At 51.7% G+C, this 23,573-nt stretch carries 27 protein-coding genes; 6 read left to right on the plus strand and 21 right to left on the minus strand.

Translation table 11 applies throughout. From position 1 onward, the window contains the following. Positions 1 to 10 precede the first annotated feature (10 nt). Genes hemG through hemE form a run of 3 tightly spaced genes read right to left on the minus strand, consistent with a single transcriptional unit; the run spans position 11 to position 3,568 of the window. Positions 11 to 1,501 carry a protoporphyrinogen oxidase gene (hemG, locus tag AC0MA3_RS19905; RefSeq protein ID WP_474657445.1) on the minus strand — a complete coding sequence of 497 codons (1,491 nt, stop codon included), beginning with the start codon at positions 1,499 to 1,501 and terminating at the stop codon, positions 11 to 13. Then, on the minus strand, positions 1,498 to 2,454 hold the full coding sequence (hemH, locus tag AC0MA3_RS19910) for a ferrochelatase (RefSeq protein ID WP_474657446.1): 957 nt from the start codon (positions 2,452 to 2,454) through the stop codon (positions 1,498 to 1,500). The genes hemG and hemH overlap by 4 nt, the downstream gene beginning before the upstream one ends. Before the next feature lie 52 nt (positions 2,455 to 2,506). After that, positions 2,507 to 3,568, minus strand: coding sequence for a uroporphyrinogen decarboxylase (gene hemE, locus AC0MA3_RS19915; RefSeq protein ID WP_474657447.1), 1,062 nt, complete (start codon positions 3,566 to 3,568; stop codon positions 2,507 to 2,509). 224 nt (positions 3,569 to 3,792) lie between these two features. Here hemE and AC0MA3_RS19920 point away from each other — a divergent pair, with 224 nt between their 5' ends. Next, positions 3,793 to 5,010 carry an MFS transporter gene (locus tag AC0MA3_RS19920; protein ID WP_379153817.1) on the plus strand — a complete coding sequence of 406 codons (1,218 nt, stop codon included), beginning with the start codon at positions 3,793 to 3,795 and terminating at the stop codon, positions 5,008 to 5,010. Between the two features lie 20 nt (positions 5,011 to 5,030). Here AC0MA3_RS19920 and AC0MA3_RS19925 read toward each other — a convergent pair whose 3' ends face one another. Beyond that, the gene (locus AC0MA3_RS19925; protein ID WP_474657448.1) at positions 5,031 to 5,660 is read right to left on the minus strand and encodes an O-methyltransferase; all 630 of its coding nucleotides are present in this window, start codon (positions 5,658 to 5,660) and stop codon (positions 5,031 to 5,033) included. A 192-nt stretch (positions 5,661 to 5,852) separates the two neighbouring features. On the opposite strand from AC0MA3_RS19925, the gene AC0MA3_RS19930 reads away from it, so the two are divergent. Beyond that, positions 5,853 to 6,992 (plus strand): THUMP domain-containing class I SAM-dependent RNA methyltransferase, encoded by a 1,140-nt coding sequence (locus tag AC0MA3_RS19930; protein WP_474657449.1) that lies wholly within the window; start codon positions 5,853 to 5,855, stop codon positions 6,990 to 6,992. A 326-nt stretch (positions 6,993 to 7,318) separates the two neighbouring features. Here AC0MA3_RS19930 and AC0MA3_RS19935 read toward each other — a convergent pair whose 3' ends face one another. From AC0MA3_RS19935 to AC0MA3_RS19975, 9 genes are all read right to left on the minus strand, one after another. Beyond that, a complete protein-coding gene (locus AC0MA3_RS19935; protein WP_379153824.1) occupies positions 7,319 to 7,558 on the minus strand; it encodes a YuzB family protein in 240 nt (79 codons plus the stop codon). A 41-nt stretch (positions 7,559 to 7,599) separates the two neighbouring features. After that, positions 7,600 to 7,902, minus strand: coding sequence for a HesB/IscA family protein (locus AC0MA3_RS19940; protein WP_038589576.1), 303 nt, complete (start codon positions 7,900 to 7,902; stop codon positions 7,600 to 7,602). Positions 7,903 to 8,026: 124 nt separating this feature from the next. After that, the gene (locus AC0MA3_RS19945) at positions 8,027 to 8,278 is read right to left on the minus strand and encodes a hypothetical protein (RefSeq protein ID WP_379153828.1); all 252 of its coding nucleotides are present in this window, start codon (positions 8,276 to 8,278) and stop codon (positions 8,027 to 8,029) included. Positions 8,279 to 8,476: 198 nt separating this feature from the next. Further along, positions 8,477 to 9,685: a M14 family zinc carboxypeptidase gene (locus tag AC0MA3_RS19950; protein WP_474657450.1), complete on the minus strand. Its 1,209-nt coding sequence runs from the start codon at positions 9,683 to 9,685 to the stop codon at positions 8,477 to 8,479. 243 nt (positions 9,686 to 9,928) lie between these two features. Then, a complete protein-coding gene (gene racE, locus AC0MA3_RS19955; protein ID WP_474657451.1) occupies positions 9,929 to 10,735 on the minus strand; it encodes a glutamate racemase in 807 nt (268 codons plus the stop codon). Between the two features lie 219 nt (positions 10,736 to 10,954). Then, a complete protein-coding gene (locus tag AC0MA3_RS19960; protein ID WP_474657452.1) occupies positions 10,955 to 11,407 on the minus strand; it encodes a YtxH domain-containing protein in 453 nt (150 codons plus the stop codon). A gap of 102 nt (positions 11,408 to 11,509) precedes the next feature. Continuing rightward, positions 11,510 to 12,172: a helix-turn-helix transcriptional regulator gene (locus AC0MA3_RS19965; protein ID WP_474657453.1), complete on the minus strand. Its 663-nt coding sequence runs from the start codon at positions 12,170 to 12,172 to the stop codon at positions 11,510 to 11,512. Positions 12,173 to 12,249: 77 nt separating this feature from the next. Next, entirely contained in the window at positions 12,250 to 12,690 is a 441-nt protein-coding gene (locus AC0MA3_RS19970) for a DUF86 domain-containing protein (protein WP_379153836.1), read from the minus strand. 221 nt (positions 12,691 to 12,911) lie between these two features. After that, a complete protein-coding gene (locus AC0MA3_RS19975; protein ID WP_474657454.1) occupies positions 12,912 to 13,199 on the minus strand; it encodes a Dabb family protein in 288 nt (95 codons plus the stop codon). 201 nt (positions 13,200 to 13,400) lie between these two features. Here AC0MA3_RS19975 and AC0MA3_RS19980 point away from each other — a divergent pair, with 201 nt between their 5' ends. Next, a complete protein-coding gene (locus AC0MA3_RS19980) occupies positions 13,401 to 13,985 on the plus strand; it encodes a helix-turn-helix domain-containing protein (protein ID WP_474657455.1) in 585 nt (194 codons plus the stop codon). A gap of 206 nt (positions 13,986 to 14,191) precedes the next feature. Further along, on the plus strand, positions 14,192 to 14,998 hold the full coding sequence (locus AC0MA3_RS19985; RefSeq protein WP_474657456.1) for an MBL fold metallo-hydrolase: 807 nt from the start codon (positions 14,192 to 14,194) through the stop codon (positions 14,996 to 14,998). Between the two features lie 61 nt (positions 14,999 to 15,059). Here AC0MA3_RS19985 and AC0MA3_RS19990 read toward each other — a convergent pair whose 3' ends face one another. From AC0MA3_RS19990 to rpmG, 8 genes are all read right to left on the minus strand, one after another. Then, a complete protein-coding gene (locus AC0MA3_RS19990; protein ID WP_474657457.1) occupies positions 15,060 to 15,704 on the minus strand; it encodes a class I SAM-dependent methyltransferase in 645 nt (214 codons plus the stop codon). An 18-nt stretch (positions 15,705 to 15,722) separates the two neighbouring features. Next, positions 15,723 to 16,481, minus strand: a complete 759-nt coding sequence (locus tag AC0MA3_RS19995; RefSeq protein ID WP_474657458.1) for a GNAT family N-acetyltransferase — start codon at positions 16,479 to 16,481, stop codon at positions 15,723 to 15,725. Between the two features lie 222 nt (positions 16,482 to 16,703). Then, on the minus strand, positions 16,704 to 16,973 hold the full coding sequence (gene rpsN / locus AC0MA3_RS20000) for a 30S ribosomal protein S14 (RefSeq protein ID WP_474657459.1): 270 nt from the start codon (positions 16,971 to 16,973) through the stop codon (positions 16,704 to 16,706). Positions 16,974 to 17,013: 40 nt separating this feature from the next. Continuing rightward, positions 17,014 to 18,087: a metal ABC transporter substrate-binding protein gene (locus tag AC0MA3_RS20005; RefSeq protein ID WP_474657460.1), complete on the minus strand. Its 1,074-nt coding sequence runs from the start codon at positions 18,085 to 18,087 to the stop codon at positions 17,014 to 17,016. 6 nt (positions 18,088 to 18,093) lie between these two features. Beyond that, positions 18,094 to 18,939, minus strand: a complete 846-nt coding sequence (locus AC0MA3_RS20010) for a metal ABC transporter permease (RefSeq protein WP_474657514.1) — start codon at positions 18,937 to 18,939, stop codon at positions 18,094 to 18,096. After that, on the minus strand, positions 18,885 to 19,592 hold the full coding sequence (locus AC0MA3_RS20015) for a metal ABC transporter ATP-binding protein (protein WP_474657461.1): 708 nt from the start codon (positions 19,590 to 19,592) through the stop codon (positions 18,885 to 18,887). The genes AC0MA3_RS20010 and AC0MA3_RS20015 overlap by 55 nt, the downstream gene beginning before the upstream one ends. 314 nt (positions 19,593 to 19,906) lie before the next feature. After that, positions 19,907 to 21,112: a GTP-binding protein gene (locus AC0MA3_RS20020; protein ID WP_474657462.1), complete on the minus strand. Its 1,206-nt coding sequence runs from the start codon at positions 21,110 to 21,112 to the stop codon at positions 19,907 to 19,909. A gap of 74 nt (positions 21,113 to 21,186) precedes the next feature. After that, positions 21,187 to 21,336, minus strand: a complete 150-nt coding sequence (gene rpmG / locus AC0MA3_RS20025; RefSeq protein ID WP_074086058.1) for a 50S ribosomal protein L33 — start codon at positions 21,334 to 21,336, stop codon at positions 21,187 to 21,189. Positions 21,337 to 21,535: 199 nt separating this feature from the next. Between rpmG and AC0MA3_RS20030 the strand changes: the two genes are divergently transcribed. Then, positions 21,536 to 22,576: a CobW family GTP-binding protein gene (locus tag AC0MA3_RS20030; RefSeq protein ID WP_474657463.1), complete on the plus strand. Its 1,041-nt coding sequence runs from the start codon at positions 21,536 to 21,538 to the stop codon at positions 22,574 to 22,576. Beyond that, positions 22,573 to 23,562: a permease gene (locus AC0MA3_RS20035; RefSeq protein ID WP_474657464.1), complete on the plus strand. Its 990-nt coding sequence runs from the start codon at positions 22,573 to 22,575 to the stop codon at positions 23,560 to 23,562. Before AC0MA3_RS20030 ends, AC0MA3_RS20035 begins: the two co-directional genes overlap by 4 nt. Positions 23,563 to 23,573: the final 11 nt, after the last annotated feature.

Consider the following 23,573-nt stretch of genomic DNA (forward strand, 5'->3'; position numbering starts at 1 on the left):
ACCGTTACTGTTAACTCATTACTACGGACTGTTCCGGTTGATCCTTGAAGTTGAAGGAAGCTTTCTCTGCCGTCAGCTTAGCCTGCTTGATGCAGTCTGGCATGCCAATGCCGTCATAACCTGCACCAAATGCATATACTCCAGGCAGCTTCTGTTCTAGCTCGCTGCGAAGACCGGCAATATTCGATGGATGTCCCACCGGATATTGCGGCATGGAATGTTTCAGCCGGGTAATTTCCGTAAACAACGGCTTGGCGGAAATGCCCATAATCTCCCGGAGATCCTTGAGCACTAGTTCAGCCAGAGCCTCATCAGGTAATTCTACATTCTGCTCATCACCTGAACGGCCGACATAACAGCGGAGCAGCACGCGGTCATCAGGACTGGTATGCAGCCATTTGGTGGATGTCCAGGTGCAGGCCGTAATATTTCGTCCTTCCTTCCGCGGAACCAGAAAACCGGAACCGTCATATTCAGTCACAATATCCTTTTTCTCAAAAGCCATGACTACATTCGCAACCGATACATAGTTAACATTGTCCAGTGCTGACACATCCACATGGGGACGAAGCAATTCCGCAGCAGCAAAATTCTGGACTGTGACGTACACGTCATCTGCTGTCAAGGTCTCCCCGTTATCCAGTGCTACCTCATAACGAGGTGTAGGAGCTGCTCCTGAAACCTGCGAGGCAGGGAATGCGGACTCTGTACCGCTTATTACCTTGATGGCTGTAACACCCGTTCCCGTCCGCTGCTCGACATCATGCAATTCATGTATCAAGGCTTGGACCAGACTCTGGAGCCCTTTGCGGAAGGTAAGAAAGGCACTTTTTTTGGTACCGGTATGCGTTTCAGCCGGCTTCCGTCCCATCATCATCCCGCGAATGAGGCTGCCGTACCGCCGCTCTACTTCACCGAATTGCGGAAACGTAGCCTGCAGGCTGATCTTGCGCATATCTCCGGCATAAATTCCGGCAAGTAGCGGCTCGGTCATATTCTCCAGAACTTCTGTCCCCAGCCGGCGTTCGATCAGTTCGCCCAGCGACTCATCCTCGGAACTGCGCCGTGGCGGAATGACAAAATCCATCATTGCCCTCATTTTGCCGCCAAAAGTAACGAGACCGCTTTTCAGAAACGGTTTGAGTTCCGTGGGAATGCCAAGCACAAGTCCGGCCGGCATGGGATGCAGCTTGCCACGCTGCAGTATGTACGTCTTCTTGGCATTCGGGTTCGTGGTTACTAGCTCATCACCGATTCCCAGCTCCTTCGCCAGATCACTCATCACCGTCTTTCGGGCCAGAAAAGAGTCCGGTCCTTTCTCAATCACAAAACCCTCGCGGTGCAGCGTTTCTATCTTGCCGCCAAGACTCCCATCCTTCTCTACCACAATGATATCCGGCTGAATCCCAGCTTCGCGGTAATATTTGCGGACATAAAAAGCGGCGCTGAGGCCACTGAGGCCTCCGCCGATAATTACAACTTTGCGGGCAGTGCCAGTCATGATTGCCCCACCTTCAGCTCTTTGGCCTTGGTGCGGACCACATCACTCAGCACAGACATATACGCCGGGTCACTGTTGAGTGAGTCAATACGCATCAGCCGCATATCCAGTTCAGAGGCCAACGCCTGTGCTTCAATATCCAGGTCATACAGCACCTCCAAGTGATCGGAGACGAAGCCAACCGGAGCAACCAGCACATATTCGACCTGCGCTTCACTAAGCTCGTGCATCGTCACCAGAATATCCGGTCCGAGCCATGGCTCGGCAGTACGGCCAGCGCTTTGCCAGGTGAACTGCCAGGAGCTGACTCCCGCTAACTTAGCGACAGCCTCAGAGGTTGCCAGCAGCTGGTCCCGGTAAGGGTCTCCCATGGACAAAATACGTTCCGGCAGACTATGGGCGCTGAATAATACACGGACCTCGTCGCGTGCTGCACCTGCTTCTTCAAACAGGTCCAGCTTGGCTGACACTCTGCGGCTCAGAACATCAATCAGTTCAGGATGAAGATGATAGCTCTCCACGAAGGCCATTTCGATTCCGCTGGCTTCCGCCTTTTCCTTGGCGCGTTTGATATAGGTGCCGACACTCATGACGGAGTAGTGAGGGGCGAGGACAATACCTACAGCTTGGGTAATGCCGTCCTTGACCATCGCTTCCACACCGTCCTCTATAAAAGGGTGGGCGTGCTTGAGTCCTTGGTAACAGACATATTCTACCTCTTTGCCGGAATAACTGCTGTTCAGCGCGGCTTGCAGCGCTTCCACTTGACGATCCGTATTTTCCCGAAGCGGAAAAACCCCGCCGACGATGGCTTCATAGCGGTCCTTCAATTCCTTCAATTGCTCTGGAGACGGGGCATTGCCACGGCGGATATGTGTATAATATGCTTCTACCCCTTCCAGACTTTCAGGAGTGCCGTAAGACATTACGAGTACACCAATTTTGGTAGTCATATATTCCATCCCTTTCTGCAGATAATGGGCACCATAAGTGATCCGGTCATAATCATAAACGGGTGGTTTCGGTTTTCTTCAAAGTCTCACGGGAATAGTCATGGACATACTCAGTCAGTTCCTTTAGCGTGTCCAAAGACGCCTCGGGAAATAAACCATGTCCCAAATTAAAAATGTAACCTGGTTCAAGCATGCCTTCATCCATAATAGCTTTTGCCCGTTCCTTGAGCAGATTCATTGGAGCCGTCAGCAGAAAAGGGTCCAGATTGCCTTGAACAGCAAACCCGCCGCCGGTGCGCTGTCTGCCTTCAGTAATGCTGACGCGCCAGTCCAGCCCGATTACATCGGCCTGAAGATTCGTGAGGCTTGGAAGAAGCTCTCCAGAGCTGACACCCGGAAAATAAATCTTCGGCACATCAAGATCTGAAAGCCCGGCAAAAATACGGGAGATGGTCGGCAGCACAAAGCGTTCGAAATCAAGCGGAGCGAGTGAACCTACCCAGCTGTCGAACAGCTGAAAGGCTTTACCGCCGCTGGCTACATGGGCACGTAAATAAGTGATCACCATATCCCCAAGCTTATCCATCAGCTTGAACCATACCTGCGGCTGACTGTACATCAATTCCTTAGTACGGTGATAGCTCTTGGAAGGTCTTCCTTCGATCAGATAGCTCGCAATCGTGAAAGGTGCTCCTGCGAAGGTAATCAGCGGCACTTCGAGCTCTTTGTCTAAGATAGCAATGGTCTTCAGGATGTGGCTAAGATCGCCTTCCACATCAATAGGCTTCAGGCGGTCCACGTCGGCTGCACTTCGAATCGGGTTCTCAATAACAGGGCCAATGTTCTTCACGATGTCGAACTTTACTCCCAGTGAAGCCACCGGATTCATGATGTCGGAGTACAAAATGGCTGCATCCACGCCCAGCTTGCGAACAGGCATCATAGTAACCTCTGCTGCCAGCTCCGGCTGCTCACAAATTTCGAGCAGCGAGTAATTCTCTTTAATTTTACGGTATTCGGGATCATACCGGCCAGCCTGCCGCATGTACCATACGGGAATGTGCTCCGTGTCTTGCTTCCTGCAGGCGCGGATAAAAGTATCATTGTAGGTCATGATAAGATCTCCATTAGTTGATAGAATGTGGGTTAACGCTTATCCTTTATTATGCTCTTTTTAAAACTTCGGAACAACAGCCGAACCAACGAGGGAATGACAATCCCATGACATTACTATGACAAGTGTTGCATCTTCCGTCTCTGAAACTATGATATAATGATTGAATGTCTTTTTTTGAGAGCTCGTGATCTTTGAATCCTTTGAAAGGAAGTGAAAGCACTTTGAAGAACTGGGAGACCTGGAAAATCAACCTCATCGTGCTTTGGTTCGGTCAATTTCTGGTTAATGCCGGTATGACTATGATTACCCCGTTTCTATCCTTATATCTGGCTAAGGACCTCGGAGTTCAGGGCCATGCGCTCGGAGTGTGGGCCGGTCTTATTTTTGCAGCTAACTTCATGACCTCGTTCCTGTTCCAGCCGCTCTGGGGTAAGCTGGCCGATAAATACGGGCGTAAAATCATGCTGCTGCGCTCCAGCTTCGGCATGGCGCTGGTCATTGTGCTGATGGGCTTTGCCCAGACGCCTATGCAGCTGTTGCTGCTCCGCCTGCTTAACGGGACGATCTCCGGATTCAATCCGGCCTCCATCGCACTTGTATCGGGCAATACCCCGAAAGCCCGCATGGGTTTTGCCATGGGGCTGATGCAGTCCGGCTCCGTCGCCGGGACCATTCTGGGTCCGCTGATCGGCGGCGCACTGGCCGACTGGATCGGGTACCGCCCAATCTTTTATATCGTGGGCGCACTATTATTCGCTGCATCCCTGCTAGCCTTATTTCTCGTGAAAGAGAAATTCGACCGTGCCGAAGCGGCGCAGGCTCCGCAGATTTCCGTGCTTGCAGGCTTCAAAGAGCTGGCTAAGGTTCCGCAGCTGCCGGCATTGTTCGGTGTAACATTCCTCCTCCAGTTCGCCATGATTGCACCGATGACGCTGCTTCCGCTCTATGTTGAGAAACTGCATGGCAGCGCCGTGGACATTGCATTCTGGGCAGGAGTCGTCAGCGCGGTTACCGGTGTGTCCAACATGCTTACATCGCCATTGCTCGGCAAGCTGAGCGATAAGATTGGCGCTCACCGTATACTTACCTACGCCCTGATCGGCGCAGCGCTGTTTATCATTCCGCAGGCCTTTGTGACAACGGTCTGGCAGCTGATTATCGTACGCTTCCTCATGGGTGTCTTCATGGGCGGCCTGCTGCCTAGCGTGAATGCTCTCATCCGCTCCTATACTCCTGACGGTAAAGAGAGCCGGGCCTTTGGTTTCAACAGCAGCATGCTGGCTCTGGGAAACATGCTTGGAGCTGTCATCGGCGGCTTTTTGTCCGGCTATATCGGCATTGAAGGATTATTCCTTATCTCCGGCGGCTTCCTGCTCGTCAACACGGTATGGGTACGGCTGAAGCTGTACAAAGGATCCCCGCCGCGATTGTTCCGCTGATGAGATCAGCGCTTGCAGTACTATTTAACCATAGCCAGCGCCAAGCCATCGTAGGCAGGGAGCAGGGTACTTGTCAGCCGTTCATCAGATGCAATCATCTCATTAAAACGGCGCATGGCCTGTACCGCCGGTCCATTCTTCTCTGTATTCAATGTCCGTCCGCGCAGAAAAATATTATCTCCGGCGATCACCGCCCCAGGCGATGCAAGCTTGATGGCATATTCCAGATAATTCGGATAGTTCTCCTTATCGGCATCAATAAAGAAAAAATCAAAGGTCCGGCCCTCCGCTTCCAGAAGCTTCAGGCTGTCAAGCGCGGGGCCGAGCTTGTACTCTACAGCTTCACCGTATCCGGCCTCTTCCAGGTGCCGTCCGGCAAGCTCTGCATATTCGGGCTTCAGTTCAAGCGAGGTCAGCCGCCCTCCGTTGATTAGCCCGCGGCAAAGGCAGATACCGCTGTACCCGCCGAGTGCGCCGATCTCCAAAATGCGGGTGGAACGCGACATTGCAACCAGCATCGTCAGCAGCCGTCCATAACCGGGTGCTATGGATACTTCAGGCATACCGCTGTCCTTAATGGTCTGCTTCACCTTAAGCAGCAGCTTGTCCTCTGTATATAAATATTCACTGTATTCTTCTTGATCGGGCATAGGTATTCTCCTTTGTGGTTAGTACTGTTCCTGGAACATCAATCGGGATAAATACGGTAGGACGGGCATTGTGCTGCGTCCCTCCTTCCCCTATACTGGATAGGCAAGCCATATGAGGATTACCGGAAGCACGCTTCCCTTATTGTAAAGGTTATATGTATTCATCTACAAGTCAAACGGAGTTGAGCGAATTTGGGCAAATTACAACTGATCGCTACCGCCCCCATGGGGCTGGAAGCTGTCGTAGCACGTGAATTGAACGAACTGGGTTATGAGACCACGGTCGAGAATGGCCGGGTATTGTTCAGTGGGGATTACATAGATATCTGCCGCTGCAATCTATGGCTTCGGACCTCTGATCGTGTACTGGTGAAAATGGGCCAGTTCCCAGCCAAAACCTTCGACGAGCTATTTGAAGGCGTCAAGGCGATAGAATGGCAGGACTGGATTCCCGAAAACGGAGAATTCCCCGTAGAAGGAAGGTCGCATAAATCCCAGCTTACCAGCGTACCTGCCTGTCAGGGGATTGTCAAGAAAGCCATCGTCGAAAAGCTGAAGCTATCCTACCGTACCGAATGGTTCCCGGAGAACGGACCGCGGTATGTAGTGGAAGTGATCCTTTTGAACGATACTGCACTGATTACGCTGGACACCACTGGTCCCGCACTGCACAAACGCGGATACCGGCGCCAGGCGACGGAAGCACCGCTGAAGGAGACTATGGCTGCCGCGCTGATCCAGATCAGCCGCTGGAACGGTCACCGTCCGCTGTTTGATCCATGTTGCGGTTCCGGTACACTCCTAATTGAAGCGGCGATGATTGCCTGGAACATTGCGCCAGGACTGCGGCGCTCCTTCCCGTCGGAACATTGGCCGGAAATCCCGAAGCGCCTCTGGGAAGAAGCACGCGAGGAAGCCTTCGACGCAGTGCGGGACGATTATCCGCTGCAGCTGACCGGGACAGATATTGATCCCGCAGCGATTGAAATCGCCGAAGCCAACGCCAAGAGTGCCGGACTCGCCGGAGAAATCACGTTTAAGGCTATCGCTGCTGCCAAAGTCAGACCTGAAGGCGAATACGGCTGCATCATCACCAATCCTCCCTACGGGGAACGCATCAGCAATGACAAGGAAGTAGAGAAGCTCACCCGGCAATTTGGTGAAATGATGCTGTATCTTCCAACCTGGTCCTTTTTCGCCATCAGCCCCTATAAGGAATTCGAACAATTCTACGGACGCAAGGCGGACAAACGGCGCAAGCTGTACAACGGACGGATTGAATGCCAGTATTATCAATACCTGGGTCCACTCCCACCACGCAATCAGCAATAAGATGCATAGGGTTATGGTGCATGCTCTGCAACAAGAAACGGACAGATCCCGAGAAGGATCATGTCCGTTTTTTTGATTTATAGAATGATCGCACTTTCTGCAATTACATCCCGCTGGCAGATTCGGGCGACCCACCTTTTCCTCATTGCCGTATACCGCAGCAGTATGCTTCTTTTGGCTCCATTACCTCCTATGTATCTGTCTGATGTTGATAATCTTCAACATTCTATCATACCCCTCCGAGCACACCCAAGCACGTTTCCCGGAGCCTACAAAAGCAAAAAACCTCCGCTTCACTCAGCGGAGGTGATGATATAACACAGTGCCTACTCCTTAGTAACTGGCTGTTTGACAAACGCCTGGGCTTTGGCCAGAACCTCATCTTCAGTAGGGGCACTGACATACCGGCCATTGATATAGACAAACGGCCGTTTGCCGCAAGGCCCGCAATAGGAGATACATCCAGTCTTGATCTCGGCGTCCGGCGCCATCTTGCGCAGCTTGGGGAGGATACTTTTCATCTTGATATGATTACATTCGTCACAAACGCGTATATCGTTAGCCATGGAGCAACCCTTCTTTATGTCCGTAAAATACGGGCGAACACTTAGTGATCGCCATGATTTCCTTTAGACGGATTAGTGATGACAAAACCTTCTTCGGGGAAGTACAAATAATCAATCTTCACACCGTCCAGCAGCGGCTGGTTCGGATCAAGAATTACATCAATTTCTTTATCCGTGGATACCACTACATCATTTTCCTTAGGCGTGTCCAGGTCGAGGCCATAGTGGGCATGATCGCCGTGGGCATGTGTAATGGCTACGCGCAGCTTCAGCTCGCTGTTACCTTCAAGTTCCATCGTTTTCTTTATCACTTTAGCCGCATTGCGGGTAATTTTGACGTTCATCCTCATCCATCTCCCAGGCATCTATAGTTTAAATACTCAATAATTTATTTTAAGGAAATCAGCCCGCAAAAGCAACCATAATAGCGAAATAGATCAAGATGAGGCGTGGAAAATTGTCTAAACATCATCTTCCGGTGCCAAGAGCCGGATATTTACGTTCCATACGCGAGACAAACCAGCCCATGAGCAGCATCGTCACGCCAATATCGTCAATCGGGAGAAACGGCATGATATCGGGCAGTACCCAGTACAATATTACCGGTATGGTGAACAGCAGCTTGTCCGACATAGCCACATTCGGCGAGATGACATACTGCCAGGAGTTACGGAAGATATGGGACCATTGTTTAAGTGACAACAGTTTTTTCAGTTTCATAGGTTCCTCCTAAAAGTTTTGTAAGCATAGGCTACCGTGAAATTGCTTCGACAAAACTCGCTTCGAAAGCATAGGCCTTAAGTTTGGCTGACATCAGCTTTCTCAAAAAAAGAATACAGCCGCTAAGCGCATCTCGAAATGACTGCGGCCGTACCCTTTGCTGGTATATTACGCAAATTTGCAGACATTGTTTCATTTTTATTTGTAATTTGAAAGAATAGTTGCCAAAACAAGGCCGGTCTCCAGTGCCATATCCTCAAAATCAGCCAAAGGAAGCGGATTTTTGCCATTGCCCAGCTCAATGGTGAAACCGGGCCGGCGGAAGCGCTGAATGAACCAATCCTTGTATCCGGCATCACTTCCATGCAATTCCACCGCCCGGTAGCCGCTGGCTGCCGCGAGCAGGGTGGCCAGTGTCCGGCTCTCCGGAGGCTCATAGCCCCGGTAATTCCAGTAAATCTCGCCCCCCTGGCTATGCAGCGATACGGCCGCATCGCCGGGAACCTTCTCAGCCAGCTGTGCCAAGGCAGCAGCTTCCGGTTCACTTAACGGAGCCTTTCCGCTGTAATCACGGGGTCCCGGTCCGGATACGGCCCGCCGATTCCGCTCCTCCTCCCAATGGGCGGGGAACTGGTCTCCGAGATCCACCCCGCGGATGTTGGCCTTCCAATGGCGGAAGCTGCGCCGTCCGCCATTCCATTTTCTCAGCTCATCGTAGTAGGGATGACCCGGCCAGGCTCCTTCCTGAACCAGCTCCACCCCGTCGGGATTGGCCATAGGCACAGCCCATAATGTCCAGTTGTTGTACCACGCTTCAGGGTTATGACCATTCCAGTCCTTGCCAGCCGCATAGGCCGCTGCATATTGCTCAACAAAAGACATGAGACAAGGTGATGTAAGCCATTCATTCGCATGCAGGGACGCATTGACATGCAAATGGCGCGGCCCGCAGCCAATCCGCAGCAGTTGGAGCGGCTTACCCAGAATGCTCGTGCCAATCCTTTCCACCTGAAGAAAAGGATACCTGATCAATAATTTTCCCAGGTCCTCTTCCATATCCGCCGGTCCGTATTCCCCTCGGAGATATACAGCCGTATGAGGCGCTGCCTCAGGAATGACCAGCACTTTGCCGGGTGCACACCCGTAGGCCGAACTAATGCCTGGGTTCAGCTTTTCCAGTTCCCCGGTATTCACTCCAAATAAGGCAGAAATGCTCAAGGCATCATCACCTTCCTTCACAGCATAACGCTTACGCGGAGCGGAAGGCAGAAATAACACCTGCCCCGGGTATAAATACGGCTGCTTGCCTGCCCACGGGTTTCCTTGTATCACATGCTCCGGTGTAAGTCCATGCCTCGCGGCAATCCGGCTAACCGTATCTCCCCTGCGGGCAATATATTGCTGCATATGTCTCATCCCCTCGGCCCTCGAGTTGGTGTCATTCAATGCCTTCAGCCGGGGAATTCACGGGAGACATTCGAATACAACCCACTAATCCATTCTATGCAGAACGTGCTGTCCACCATGTGAAATTTGACGAAGCAGACGCAGCAAAAAAACCGGAACATTGCTGTCCCGGCCTCAAATCTCAGTTCTACAATTCCCCCCTGAATCAGGGGTTTGTCCTTAATCAACCCGCTGCTGCAATTCTTACAACGATGATACCTGCCAGACTACAGGGGTACGCTTAATCTGCTCACCGAGCCAATCCCGGGCGATCCGCTGGAACATCTCCGCATCTCCACTGCAGAAGAACTGGTGGATAGGACTTTCATCCCCGCTGGCCAGTTTTCCTTTGTCATACAGAATTGTACTAATCTCTCTTGCTGTCTCATCTGCTGAGCTGATCAGCTTCACCCCTGGGCCCATCACTTTGCCGATGGGCTCCACCAGGAACGGGTAATGGGTACAACCCAGAATCAAAGTGTCAATGGGTTCGTATTTGATGCCATTAAGCGATTCAGCCACTGCAACATGACTCTCCTCTGAGCGGAACATGCCTTGCTCCACAAAGGGGACAAGCGCCGGACAGGCCTGGCTGACGACCTGAACGAATGGGGAAAGCTGCTTCAGCGCAGCTGTATAGGCACCACTCTTGATTGTGCCCACTGTACCGATGACACCCACCGTACCTGTTTTACTTGCACTTATAGCTGCACGTGCGCCGGGATGAATAACGCCGATGACAGGAATGGATACTTTGGCTGAGATATAGTCAAGTGCGGCCGCAGTTGCTGTATTGCAGGCAATAACAATCATTTTCGGATTAAATTGGATTAAATAGTCCACAATCTGCTCAGTGAACATTTTCACTTCTTCTGTCGAACGGGGTCCGTACGGGGCCCTTGCGGTGTCGCCAAAATAAATGATCTTCTCCCGCGGGAGCTGTCTCATCACTTCCTTGACAACTGTTAGTCCCCCCACACCTGAGTCTAGTATTGCGATAGCTTGCTGCACGAACACACCGCTTCCTTTTTACTTGTTTTGTGTAGCTTATGTAGAGCAAAAACAAAATGTACCTAGGCTTCAGCCCCAATTGCAGATAATACTCCAATTTCCGGGACAGTTCAAGAGCCGCCTTCCGCGGAATGCGAAAAGCGGCTCAAGACCGGAAGTATACGGATGAATGATGGCATAAAATATATGCCCTTTTCAAAAGAGAGAAATCCGCCCGGACTAGGCGATGCCACTGCCATCTTTGTCATTCTCGGTGTCATCTTCCAGAGCAGCTAACGCATCAGCTTCATCTTCCAGCGTATCCAGTTCTACCAGCTCATCGAGCTCTTCACCAGCTTCATCCAAAATAATTCCGGGCGATTCACCTTCAGCCACAATTCCGCTTACTGCAGCCTTTTCCTCTTCCTCAGCACCGGTATATTGCTTGCTCCATTCCTTAACCTCAGTAACTACAGTCAAGGCGGCGTCTTTGGCTTTGCTGTACAGCTCAGTGCTTTTTTCACTGGCCGCTCCAGCAATTTCCTGCACTTTGTCGATGGCGTCTGCTGTTCCGTCCGCAATGTCCTTGCGCAGCTCCTTGCCAGGCTTAGGGGCGAACAGCAAAGCCGTTACAGAACCTACCACCGTACCAGCAAGAATGCCCCACAGCAAGCTTTTGTTATCTTTTTTCATGTCTCATCTCTCCCTTGGGTCTATTTGAGCCTTTGCCCGGCCATCCGGGCTATCGCCTAGTTCTGCTACATCATAAGCAAAGAGAGTATGTCTTGTGACAGTTTATACGCTTATTTCCGAAGTTTTCTCTTTCTTGAGCGGTGCTATGGCATAGCGGCAACTCTGACCGCCCTCTGCCATACATTCTGTTCGGGTAACCTTCGCGCCGAGCAGTTCCTCGAACAGCCCTTGTTCACACTGGCATGCCTTGCGGTATTGGGTAGCCACCTGGCGGATCGGACAGTTATATTCCTGCATTACAAAGGATCCGTCCTCTTCCCGGCTCCACTCGGCCATATAACCGCCAGCATTCTGAATGGAGGACAGCTCTGCAACACGCTCTTCCAGATTACGGTACTCCATCATGGGGGAATACTGGGCAAGCATGCGTCTTTTGCGGCCTTCAAACAACATATTAACTGCTTCAAGCCCACTACCGTGATCTAGCTCACGCAGCAGCTCCAGTGCCAGATTGTGATAGCTTTTGGGAAAATGGTCGTCCGCCCGCTCTGTCAGCGAATATACATGCAGCGGACGGCCCATGGCCTGGCGGACAACCTTGGTTTTGGCCAGCGATTCCTGCTCCAGCTGCAGGACATGCCGCCGGACGCCCATTTCGGTTATTCCCAGTTCCTCCGCGAGCGCACTGATCGTCAGCGGGCCTTTCATCTTCAGGAGCGTCATAATCATGCGCCTTGTCGATCCGCTTTCCTGCCCCTTCTTCATTATTAAGGACCCCTTCCTTTCACAGCTGACGCCTGTGGTCGCCTCTATATCGCCAGCATCCTGTGCCAGCTAGAATATTACACTTGAGCCTGTGCGCCCAGCTCCTGATCCAGATAGCTATGAACCTCTTCTGCGAATTGCTCCAGCGCAGCCGGCAGCAATGTTGCAAGCGGGTGAAGCGCCGTACGGTCCCATACATAATAATCCTGCACCAATGGCTTGCGTAGGGCTACCAGCTCGATCAGCAAATCATATAGACCGCTACCGGTAAAAACCTTTTCCTCATGAATAATAGAAATAATATCCTCATAGCTTCCCGCATCACGCATGATGAATCCGTCAATCAAAGAACTTCCTACATCGGTAACGACCTCGATCGCCAGATGCAGACATCTTTCCTGGACCAGTCCCATGAACGTTCCGCCATCCCACGAGGCTGCTGCTGCCCGGAGTCCGGTATTGATATCGGGAATCTGCCCCAGTATAGTTTCGATCTGTTTTCGGTTAACATAGTACACAGTAGAACCTCCAAATCAGGTGATGTGGCATAGAGCTGCTGAAAAAATTCCGAACTATTTCCCCCGCCTGCCGCGGCGTTTCAGCCAGAACAGCATAATGATGCACGCGGCCAGAAATACGACTAAATAGGTTAACGCTTCCATCGGGTATTCAAGCTCTCGCATAGACGTCACACCTTCCGGTATTTGATGGCGGATGCCGCCGCACTCTACAATAATTCCTAGATTTCGTAATCCACGGCAAATGAGACTTCTTTGACCTCATTGATGTGCGCAATAACTTCCTTATGTGCCGGATGTACCTGGTATGCCTGTAAATCCTCAAGCGAAGCGACTACTGTCACCAGCGCAATATCAAAAGAACGCTCAGAGCGAATGACATCAGCCCCCACCTCGATGGAGATCAGCTGTGGAATTTTGCCTTCCATGTTCCGGAGTACAGCTACGGTTTCCTGGACTTTTTCCGGAGTACGGTCCTTTAATTTGAAGAACACAATGTGCTTAATCATCTATATCGCTCCCTGCGCCTTGAATATTATGAAATGGTTTACTAAAAATATATCATACCCGCCTCACTTCTGAAAGAAACTTAAGTACAGCCGTTCTGCCAACCATTTCACCCTGGACGAAAGCATAACCAAAATGTTAAAGTCATATAAAGCCAACCCTGAATATTTACTACATTATTAAATCAGTATATCGGAGGAATTATGCCTAAGAATCAGCAAGAATCACATAAAATTCAGGCCTGGTCTCTGATCAACCGCAAATATCTTGGACAAGGCGTAAGGGTCAAAAGATTCCGCCGGCCCAAGCGCAGCCAAATCCGCAATCGCGTACTGCTTGCCATTCTAATGGCCAAAGACATGAAATTGTCCCGGCTTGCCGAAGAGCTCGCGGTCTCTTCACGCAGTGTTAGCGCATGGGTATATGAAGGACGTATTCCTTCCAGGACCAATCTGGAGAAGGTCTGCCGTATTCTAGGCTATCCGTCCCATATCTTGTTCAACGAGGTTCTTCTGCGGCAAAGTCCGATTGTATGCCAGCCGACGCCTTCTCGCTTTATGAAAAGAGCCAATGCCCATTCCCCCCAGAGCAATATCATACTTACGGGGCTGTGCATGGTGTATGATTTTTCGGTTACAGACGTCAGTATTTGGATCGGGGTCCATCCCGGAACCTTCCGCAAGTGGCTGCATCAATGTCACCTTCCAACACTGGCACTGCAAGAAAAAGCCGAGAGCTTCTTCCATATTCCGCGCCATATTCTATTCGCTGACTGCGAATCGCGTTAACCAGGAAGCCAGCCGCGGGCTACATACTTCAAATGCGCATAACTGCTTATCATACTATCACCAGGCCCTGCTTCCTTCGGAAGCGGGGCTATTGACGTTTCAACCTGCTGCGGTATCGTGAAACTTATTGATGCTTATCTAAAATAAAGGCCATACTACCAGAAGACGTACAGAATATACTTCAGAAAAATGCAGGAGGTGCGTTGGTGGAATTGAACGGGATATTTACAGCCGGTCTTACCGATACATGGGATGTAGCGGAAGGGGTAGCCGGTCTTCGGACTTTGTTTGTTAACGTTGTCTATATAGGTAAGGCTGAATCGGACTGGATCCTGGTGGACACCGGACTTGGCAATTTCGCTGGGAGCATTTTGCAGACTTCCTGGGAGCGGTATGGCAAGCCGCCGGCAGCCATTATTCTGACGCATGGCCATTTTGATCATGTGGGCAATCTGAAGGAGCTACTGGAAGAATGGAAAGGGGTCCCTGTGTACGCGCATCCCTTAGAGTTGCCTTATCTTACAGGCTCCCTGGATTATCCTCCCGCTGACCCTGCTGTGGGTGGAGGCCTCCTGGCCACGGTTTCGCCGCTCTACCCGCATAGGGGGATTAATCTTGGAGACGCGGTTCATCCGCTTCCGCAAGATGGCATGATCCCTGGAGCAGAGGGCTGGACCTGGGTGCATACACCCGGTCACAGTCCTGGCCACATTTCTCTTTTCCGGCCTGATGATAGGGTACTTATAGCGGGGGATGCCGTGATTACAGTTAAGCAGGAGTCGGCATTTGCAGTAATTACCCAGCACAAGGAACTGCACGGACCTCCGGCCTATTTCACAACAGACTGGGTGGAAGCGGAGAAGTCCGTCCGTAAGCTCGCTCTTCTTGACCCGCAGATCGTAATGACCGGGCACGGACTGCCCATGACCGTGCCCGAGCTATCCTCAGAATTCGCCCATTTATGTAAAACATTCAAAGAGCTGTCTGTTCCCTCTCAGGGTAAATTCGTATAATTCTCAGCGCGGCCGGTAAGAAATACAGGGCCGCGCCCTTCTATGACAGCAGTCTCATCCCTTATTTTTTTCGTGCGAGGATATACCTCAATATGTATTCATGTGTCCCGCTTCCTGGGCTTGGCAGCAATTCGATAAAGGTTCCCGTCTCCACAATGTCCACTGCGCTAAAATGCTCCCGCAATTCCGCATCGCTGAAAAAGTGGGCGTACTTCCCTTCCTTGTATTCATATGTGCCCGGCTCCAGCATTATCCCCTTGCCGTTGTTAGGGTCTTCATCGGAGAAGCTGGTGAAATAAAGAAGGCCTCCAGGCCGGAGCTGTGCAAGACTGGCGGCTATGAGCTGACGGCGCCCGCCGGCAAGAAATAAATGAAGCACATCAAAGCAATAGACTGCATCTACCGGAATGTCCAGTTGCGGCTCCAATGCCGATCCTTTAATAAAGAGGGTTCTGCTGTCCCACACTGCGGCAAGTTCAAGGGCAGCACTGCTGAGTTCAATCCCATATGTGTCCATATCCGGGGAGAATACCTTGGTGTTCCGCCCATAACCCGCACCCGGTATCAAAACGGATTGCACCCCATCCTCAAGAAACCTCGCTTTGGCCTGTAAAGCCGACGGACTGGGCCGATCTCCCCAGATCATGCCCTCACGGGCAAATCTTGTACTCCAATACTCATCTATAGGGTCTTCTCCTTTACTCATTTACTGCCCGCCTCCCTTCTAACGCCGGTTTTTCACTCTGTACCAATATGAATATATTTCCTGAAAGCCCAGCTTGTCATATAACGCTGAAGCCCCTGCGTTGGCCTGCACCACCTGAAGAAAGGCGTGTGCCGCTCCCAGATTTTTGCCCCAGTGCAGCAGACGGAGCAGCATTTCCTCAGCCATCCCCTGCCGGCGGAATGGAGCAGCTGTGCATACATCATATAAACCGATATACCCATGCTGGATAACCCCGAGTCCGCAAGCTGCTGGAATACCATCTTTCAGCAACAGGGCATACCCTTGCTTCAAAATGGAAGCGGACAGCATTCTGCGTAGTGTATTCCTGCTGACAGACGACAGATCTGCCATTCCTGAGAAAACCTCCAGCCACTCTTCAGTCAGATCTTCACGGATCTGGAGCTGGTACCTACCTGCTGGAGCGGGCAGATCTTGCAGGTCCAGCGTCCTTACGGACGAGGGTTCTACGATCTCATAGCCCTGCTCAGCCAAGCATCCGTCCAGATCTGCGGGTTGGGTGTACGGAGTGATTTTGAACACAGTGTTCAGCCCGGCCTCCGCATAATACTGCTCGGCGAGGCTTATTTTGTCCCTGATATCCAGTCCGCTCTGCTGTTCATCCGGACCATATAGGGGATTCACCGAATTTGCACGTTTGGTGTAACCTGCCGATGTGCGGAGCACCCAGCCATCCAGCAGCACACTTTGCTCTGCGGGCCAGGTATTCAGCGTGATTTCTTCAATCCGTTTTGGCATGCTATATTTCTCCTCCTTGTCGTCTGTTACAGTTCATGACCCTGTCTCCCTCAAGGTTCAAGTACATATGTCTATTATCATAATTCACCTTGCTTCATCAGGCAAAGACCAGGAAGGGAATATGCCGAGAACCATGAATCTCTACATTCATAGCAAAAACAGCCATTTCTCCACAAAAGCAGAGAAACAGCTGTCCTATTGAAGTTATGCAATCTATCCTGTCTACCAGCTTGATTTGGTAATGCCGGGGATTTGCCCTTTGAGCGCAAGCTCACGGAAAACGATCCGTGAAACATGGAACTTGCTTAGGTAACCCCTGGGTCTGCCGGAAACGGTGCAACGGTTCTTTTGCCGGGTGGGCGACGAATCGCGCGGCAGCTTTTGCAGGGCCATGTAATCCCCCTTTGCCTTCAGCGTTCTGCGCTCGTCAGCATATTCTGCCACCAGCTTCTGCCTTTTCATTTCCTTCACGATCTTCGATTTCTTTGCCACGCTGCTCCAGCCTCCCTTCATTGATATTGTATCTGATTCTCTATTCGTTCAATGCCGCCTTCAGAGCTTCGAGGTTCTTGCGCATAATACTCAAGTAATCCTGATTGCTGCTCCGGTCCTCATCGGTCAAGCCTTCGATTGGGTTCAGCACCGCAGTCTTGGCACCAATCTCCCGGGCGACTGTATCCGCCACACTGGACGACACCAGAGTTTCAAAAAAGATGGTTTTCACGTCATGAGCCTTAGCGAACTCCACAATACCGGCCATCTGGCTGGCAGAAGGCTCCTGCTCAGGAGAAAGACCGGCGATAGGGACTTGCGTCAGCCCATACTCCTGCGCCAGATAACCGAAGGCAGCATGCTGAGTAATGAAATCCTTACGTTTTGTATCTTTCAGACTATCCTTGAACTCCTTGTCAAGCTGCTCCAGCTTCGCGATATAGGCAGCACTATTCGCTTTGAAGGCTGAAGCATTCTCAGGAGAAGCTGCGGACAAAGCGGCTTCGATCGTCTGTACCTCCTTGATCGCAAGAGACGGTGCCAGCCAGACATGCGGATCAAGACCGCCATGGTCATGGCCTTCCTCGGCATGTTCGTCTCCTTCCTCGGCATGTTCGCCTTCTTTATGGGCATGATCATCTTCCGCTCCAGCGTGATCCTCTTCTTCCTCTTCTGTTCCTGCCATAAGATTCAGCCCTTTACTGGCTTCGACAGCTACAAGCGGAGTTCCTGAAGCACTGGATATCACCTGCTGCGCCCAGCCCTCCATTCCGGCACCATTGAATACAAGCACATCAGCGGCAGATATTCCAGCCATATCCTGGGCCGTTGGTTCCCAGTCATGCGGCTCAACTCCGGCTGGAATCAGCGTCTCCACATCGGCTAAATCGCCGACTATATTTCGGGTGAACTCATACATCGGATAAAAGCTGACTTTAATGTCCAGCTTGTCCGCCTTGACTGCGGTACCCGCAGCTGCTCGCTCTGTGCTTCCGGCAGAAGTTGGGGCGGCATTACCTGCATTGCTTGCGGTGTTATTACTGCTACAGCCTGCGGCAATCACTGTTAAGGTGAGGGAGAGAACGGCAAGTTGACGGATTTTATAACTCAGCATATAGAATCAAGCTCCTTTAATTATGGACTTATGGATATTGCGGCGTCTCCGGACTGCCATTAGCTTCTGAACGGCAATGGCACCCAGGAGAAAGCATAATAATATGAGGGCGATCGTACCTCCAGGCGGTGTGCTGATATAGTAAGAAGCAGTCAGACCGCTGAATACACCCGCCAGGCCGACACCGACTGAGATCAGAATAGCCGCCGTATACCCGGATGCAATCCGCAAAGCGATAGCCGCCGGCAGGACAATCAGCGCGGATACGAGCAGTACCCCGACTACAGGCATCGCCGCTGCAACCGTCATGCCGGTCAGCACAGCAAATGAAAATGACAACAAGCCGGTGTGAACACCACTGATCGAGGCGGTCTCCTCGTCGAAGGTCAGGCTGTAGAGCGGACGGCGAAGAAGAATGAAATACAAGAGACCCGCTGCAGCTACAATGGCAATCAGCCCAAGCTGGGTATCACTGACAGCGACGATGGAGCCGAATAGATAAGAGCTGAAGCTCCGGCTCAGGTTCTGTTTCAGACTCATTAATACTACTGCCAATGCAAGGCCGGAAGTCATAATGATCGCCACCGGCAGCTCGCTGTATGTACGGTAAGAACGGCGGAGCTGTTCGATAACCAGACCGCCGGCTACAGCCACTGCAAATCCGCTGAGCGCAGGATTCAGCTGCAGCACTGAACCCAGCGCTACTCCTGCTAGAGAGACATGAGACAGTGTATCAGCCATAAGCACCTGTCTGCGAAGCATCAGGTATACACCCAGCAGCGGACCGATGATGCCGATCAGGCCCCCGGCCCAAAATGCGCGCTGCATGAATTCGTAACCAAGCATTTCCAGCCCTCCTGCTCTTGTCGTTCCAGACTAATCAGCGTATCCAGATAGGGACTGGTCTCTTCCAGGCCGTGTGTGACCATAATGACCGTCCGGCCGTGATTGCTGACATAATGGCGCATCAGCTTGTAAAATCCGGTGCGGCTGACGATATCCATTCCTGTTGCCGGCTCATCCAGCACCAGGACCTGGGGCTGCTGCGCCAGTGCCCTTGCGATGCAGATCCGCTGCTTCTGCCCGCCCGACAGCTCCCCGATCCTGCGGTCCCGGTATTCCCACATGTCTACCTGCCGAAGACTCCGCTCCACAAGCTCATCCTGCTCTTTGGTGAAACGCCCGAACAATCCCAGCCGCGGGTAACAGCCGGACCGGACAAGCTCGATGACCTTGCTCGGAAATCCGGCATTGAACGAAGCCACCTGCTGCGGAACATAGCCAATGACAAGCTTACCTTCCCCCGTCATCTCCTTGTTAAGAGTAACTGTTCCGCTCCACGGCCGGAGCAATCCAAGCATTAGCTTGAGCAGAGTAGTTTTGGCTGCCCCGTTCGGTCCGGTGATCCCGATAAATTGCCCGGCTTCAATATCAATCGAGAGGTTGTCAATGACCGGCTCCTTTCCGTAACCGAACACGACATCCTTCATGGATGATAAAATCATGGTGTATTGCCCTCCTTTCATAAAGCGGAATGAAGCATAATAGGGTCCAGGGTCCGGAATGATCTGGTTCAACTATTCCTGCATCCTCTTTATTCGTAATGATTACGTATTAACTCCAATGATACTATCGTAATAATTACGATTTGTAAATACAAAACGAATAATTAATCGTAATTATTATGATTAAATCGCTAACCAATGGCACAGCATTCCACACAAAGAACCGGAATCACAGAGTCATGATCCCGGCTTATACCCCAATTCCCAGCTTCAGCTCTATATGCGGCACCCATATCCTATGGTTTCACGCCTGCTCACTCTGAATCGTCAAACATTCCCTCGGCTGCCCATGGCAGCGGGTTATTGAAGCTGTTCCAATCCTGTTGCATCTCTTCTCCATTCAGCAGGCACAAGTCCAGCCGGGCTTCAAGATCAGCACGGTCCATGCTGATTCCGATAAATACGACCTCATTCATGCGGTCACCCCAGCGCTCGTCCCACCTGGCTTTCACATCTGGCTCCGCAGCAAGCACCTCTAGCTGCTGCTCTTCAGGGAGTGTTGCCAGCCAGTAGCCGGCAGGCCCGAATTGAATCGAGGGCCCTGCCTGGCTAATCGTTGCGGCAAGATCGCACTTGGCCGCCAGCCAGACCAAGCCTTTGGCCCGGACCACCTCTTGCGGCCAATCACTGAAGAATGAGCTAAGCCGCTGCGGATGAAATGGTATTCTGCGGCGATACACAAAAGAACTAATGCCGTATTCCTCTGTCTCCGGCACATGCTCCTCCTTGTTCAGCTCCGCAATCCAGCCGGAAGACATGCTGGTTCGTTCGAAATCGAACCGTCCTGTGTTCAGAATCTCCTGGGGATCAACCATCCCTTTAACCGTACGGATGATCTTCGCGGCAGGTTGAAGTCTTCGCAGAACAGACTCCAGCTTGTTCAGCGCTCCATCATCCACCAAATCGCATTTATTCAGAAGCAGCACATCACAGGTTTCAATCTGGTCGATAAGCAGATCGACAATATCGCGTGCATCCTCTTCCCCTGCCACCGTGCCACGGTCAATCAGACTGTCGCCCGAAGCGAAGTCATGCCAAAAACGGTTAGCATCGACAACGGTAACCATAGTATCGAGTCTGGCCAGTGCAGTCAGATCAATATCCAGCTCGGAATTGGCATAGGTAAACGTCTGTGCAACAGGGACAGGTTCACTGATTCCAGAGGATTCGATCAGAATATAGTCAAAACGCCCTTCCGCCGACAGACTCTGTACTTCACGCAGCAGGTCATCACGCAGCGTGCAGCAAATGCAGCCATTGGACATTTCAACCAGCTTCTCCTCCGTCCGGGATAGGGTGTTGCCTGCTTTCACCAGGCCCGCATCCACGTTGATTTCACTCATGTCATTGACAATTACGGCCACCTTCAGGCCGTCCCGGTTGTGAAGGATGTGATTAAGCACTGTGGTTTTGCCTGAGCCCAGGTATCCGCTGAGCACGGTAACAGGAATGGGGTTCATAGATATTCTCCTTAATCTCCTTGAGATGTTATTGGTCCAACGCTTTCTTATTTCTTCATACAATGTTCTGTGAATCAGCGGGTCTCACGATGCAGCGTGACCCGTTTCAGTCGGGGGCTGTATTTCTTCATCTCGATTCGGCCCGGCTGGGTTTTCTTGTTCTTCGTGGTGGTGTAATTACGGTCGCCGGTTTCTGTACAAGCCAGTGTGACGATAACTCTCATGGTATTCAGCTCCTTTTTATTTAATCGTAATTATTACGATTAACACATTCTACAGGTTTGTCCTGTTCACTGTCAATAACTACTCCAAAAAATTTGGGCTCTCTTACATTTGTGGTCTTTCTGGCAGATCCATTACGTATAGATGGGAATATGAAAATATGATTCTTGCAATAGCAGGAATGTAGCGGGAGGGAGAAACATGAAGATACCAGTAATTATCCTGGGCGGATTTCTAGGGAGCGGCAAGACTACCTTGCTGCTGAACCTGCTTAAGGAGAGTAAGGCTAGAGGGCTGAACCCTGGCGTTGTGATGAATGAGCTGGGTAAAAAGGATGTTGATGGGTACATTCTGCAGGAGCATGGCGGCGCCAGTGTGGAAAAGCTCCTGGACGGCTGCGTCTGCTGCAGCCGCAAGGATGAGCTGCCAAAAACTCTGGGCCTGCTGCTCGCAAGGCGTCCGGATGTGATCTATATCGAGCTTACCGGTGTGGCTGATCCCGAGGAAATTGCCAAATCACTGCTGGAACCTTCGCTTAGCGAGCGGTTGAAGCTGCACTATTCTATAACAGTACTGGATGCGGAGAATGTGCTGGAATATGGCAGCCGCTTCTCCGCCGACAAACAGCTTGTGCGGACACTGCGCCGCCAGCTCTCCAGCGCTGATCTGATTATTGTCAACAAAAGTGATCTCGTGGAACCGGAAACCCTATGGCGGATTGAAAAGATGGCCAGCCGTCATAACACGGAATCCGAGATTGTGTTCACGCATTACAGTGAAATCAATCTCACTCCACTGCTGGCAGGCATCATCCCCCGTGAGCAGCATGTTTCGATACCTCAGCGAGGGCGCAGCGATCTGAACGGCGCTACACTCAAGCGGATGAACAGTCTCGGCGGCAGGCAAGGAGCAACCGCAGTGCAGGAACCGGAAGCCGCCCAGCAGGCATCCTACTCTCAGGTAGCGGCAGTCACACTGACCTTTCCGCCAGAAGCAGCAGGCGGAATCCGGCAGGCGCAGCTGGAGAGCTTTTTCCGTGATTGGGGAGACAGCCTGGTGAGAGCCAAAGGGCATGTCAAGCTCGCCGGGCAGGACGGGGTGCATCTGGTGCAATACGCAGGAAACCGCTGCAACTTTGAGTTCTCGCGGTATCCCGGCCAGCCTTATCTCGTATTCATCGGATTACATCTGGACGAGAAACTGCTGACGGACCGCTGGGAAACCTTGTTCCAGCAGCCTTGACCACCTTGTCACCGTTCAAAATGCTGCCCCTGCTGATTCCTGCCATTTTCCTGATTGCAGCGGGTGTCTTCTGGCTTCCGGGTCACCCGCAGCTGCTGGACAACGCCTACACAGAAGCCTTCAAAACCGGATTTATCGGCATTCTGCTGGAAGCCTTGCCGTTTGTCCTTCTGGGGGCGCTGCTCTCCTCACTCCTCCGCGTATTCGTGCCGGATGAGATGATCTCACGCTGGATTCCGCAGCGGCCGGTCCCGGCGATCCTGTTCGGCTGCTTGCTCGGCATACTTTTTCCTGTATGCGAATGCGGGATGATTCCGCTGGTCCGCCGACTGATGCACAAAGGCATGCCGCTATATGTAGCCATCGTCTTCATATTGTCGGGTCCTATCCTGAATCCAGTCGTCTACGGGGCTACATTGACAGCCTTCCGGGCCCATCCGGAGCTGGCTTACGCCCGAATGGGACTGGCCTTTGTTGTAGCCTCACTGATCGGTTTTCTGATCTATGCCACCGTCCGCAAATCACCGCTTCGGCTCTCGATCCGCCGCGAGAGTGGAGAAGTCCATGAGCGCAGCACTCGCGGGGGCAGACTGGTTGCTGTATTCGTGCATACCTCGGATGAGTTTTTTGAAATGGGGAAATATCTGATTATCGGCTGTCTGCTAACGTCCGGGATTCAGACCTTCATGGATCAAGGCAGTCTGGCTGCCATTGGCGGGCAACCATTGGGCTCTTATCTGTTCATGATGGGGTTAGCGTATGTGCTCTCCCTGTGCTCTACCTCGGATGCCTTTGTTGCCTCTACTTTCCTGCATACTTTTCCCGGAGGCTCGCTGCTTGCCTTTATGGTGCTCGGACCGATGCTCGATTTCAAAAACTCGTTAATGCTGCTCTCGCTATTCAAGACCAAATTTGCCCTTTATTTATTTTTTCTGATCTTCTCTGCTGTATTTATCACTTCCGTTCTAGCCTCTCTATGGCTATGACTCCTTAAGAA

It is taken from the genome of Paenibacillus sp. LS-5 (genome assembly GCF_056121505.1).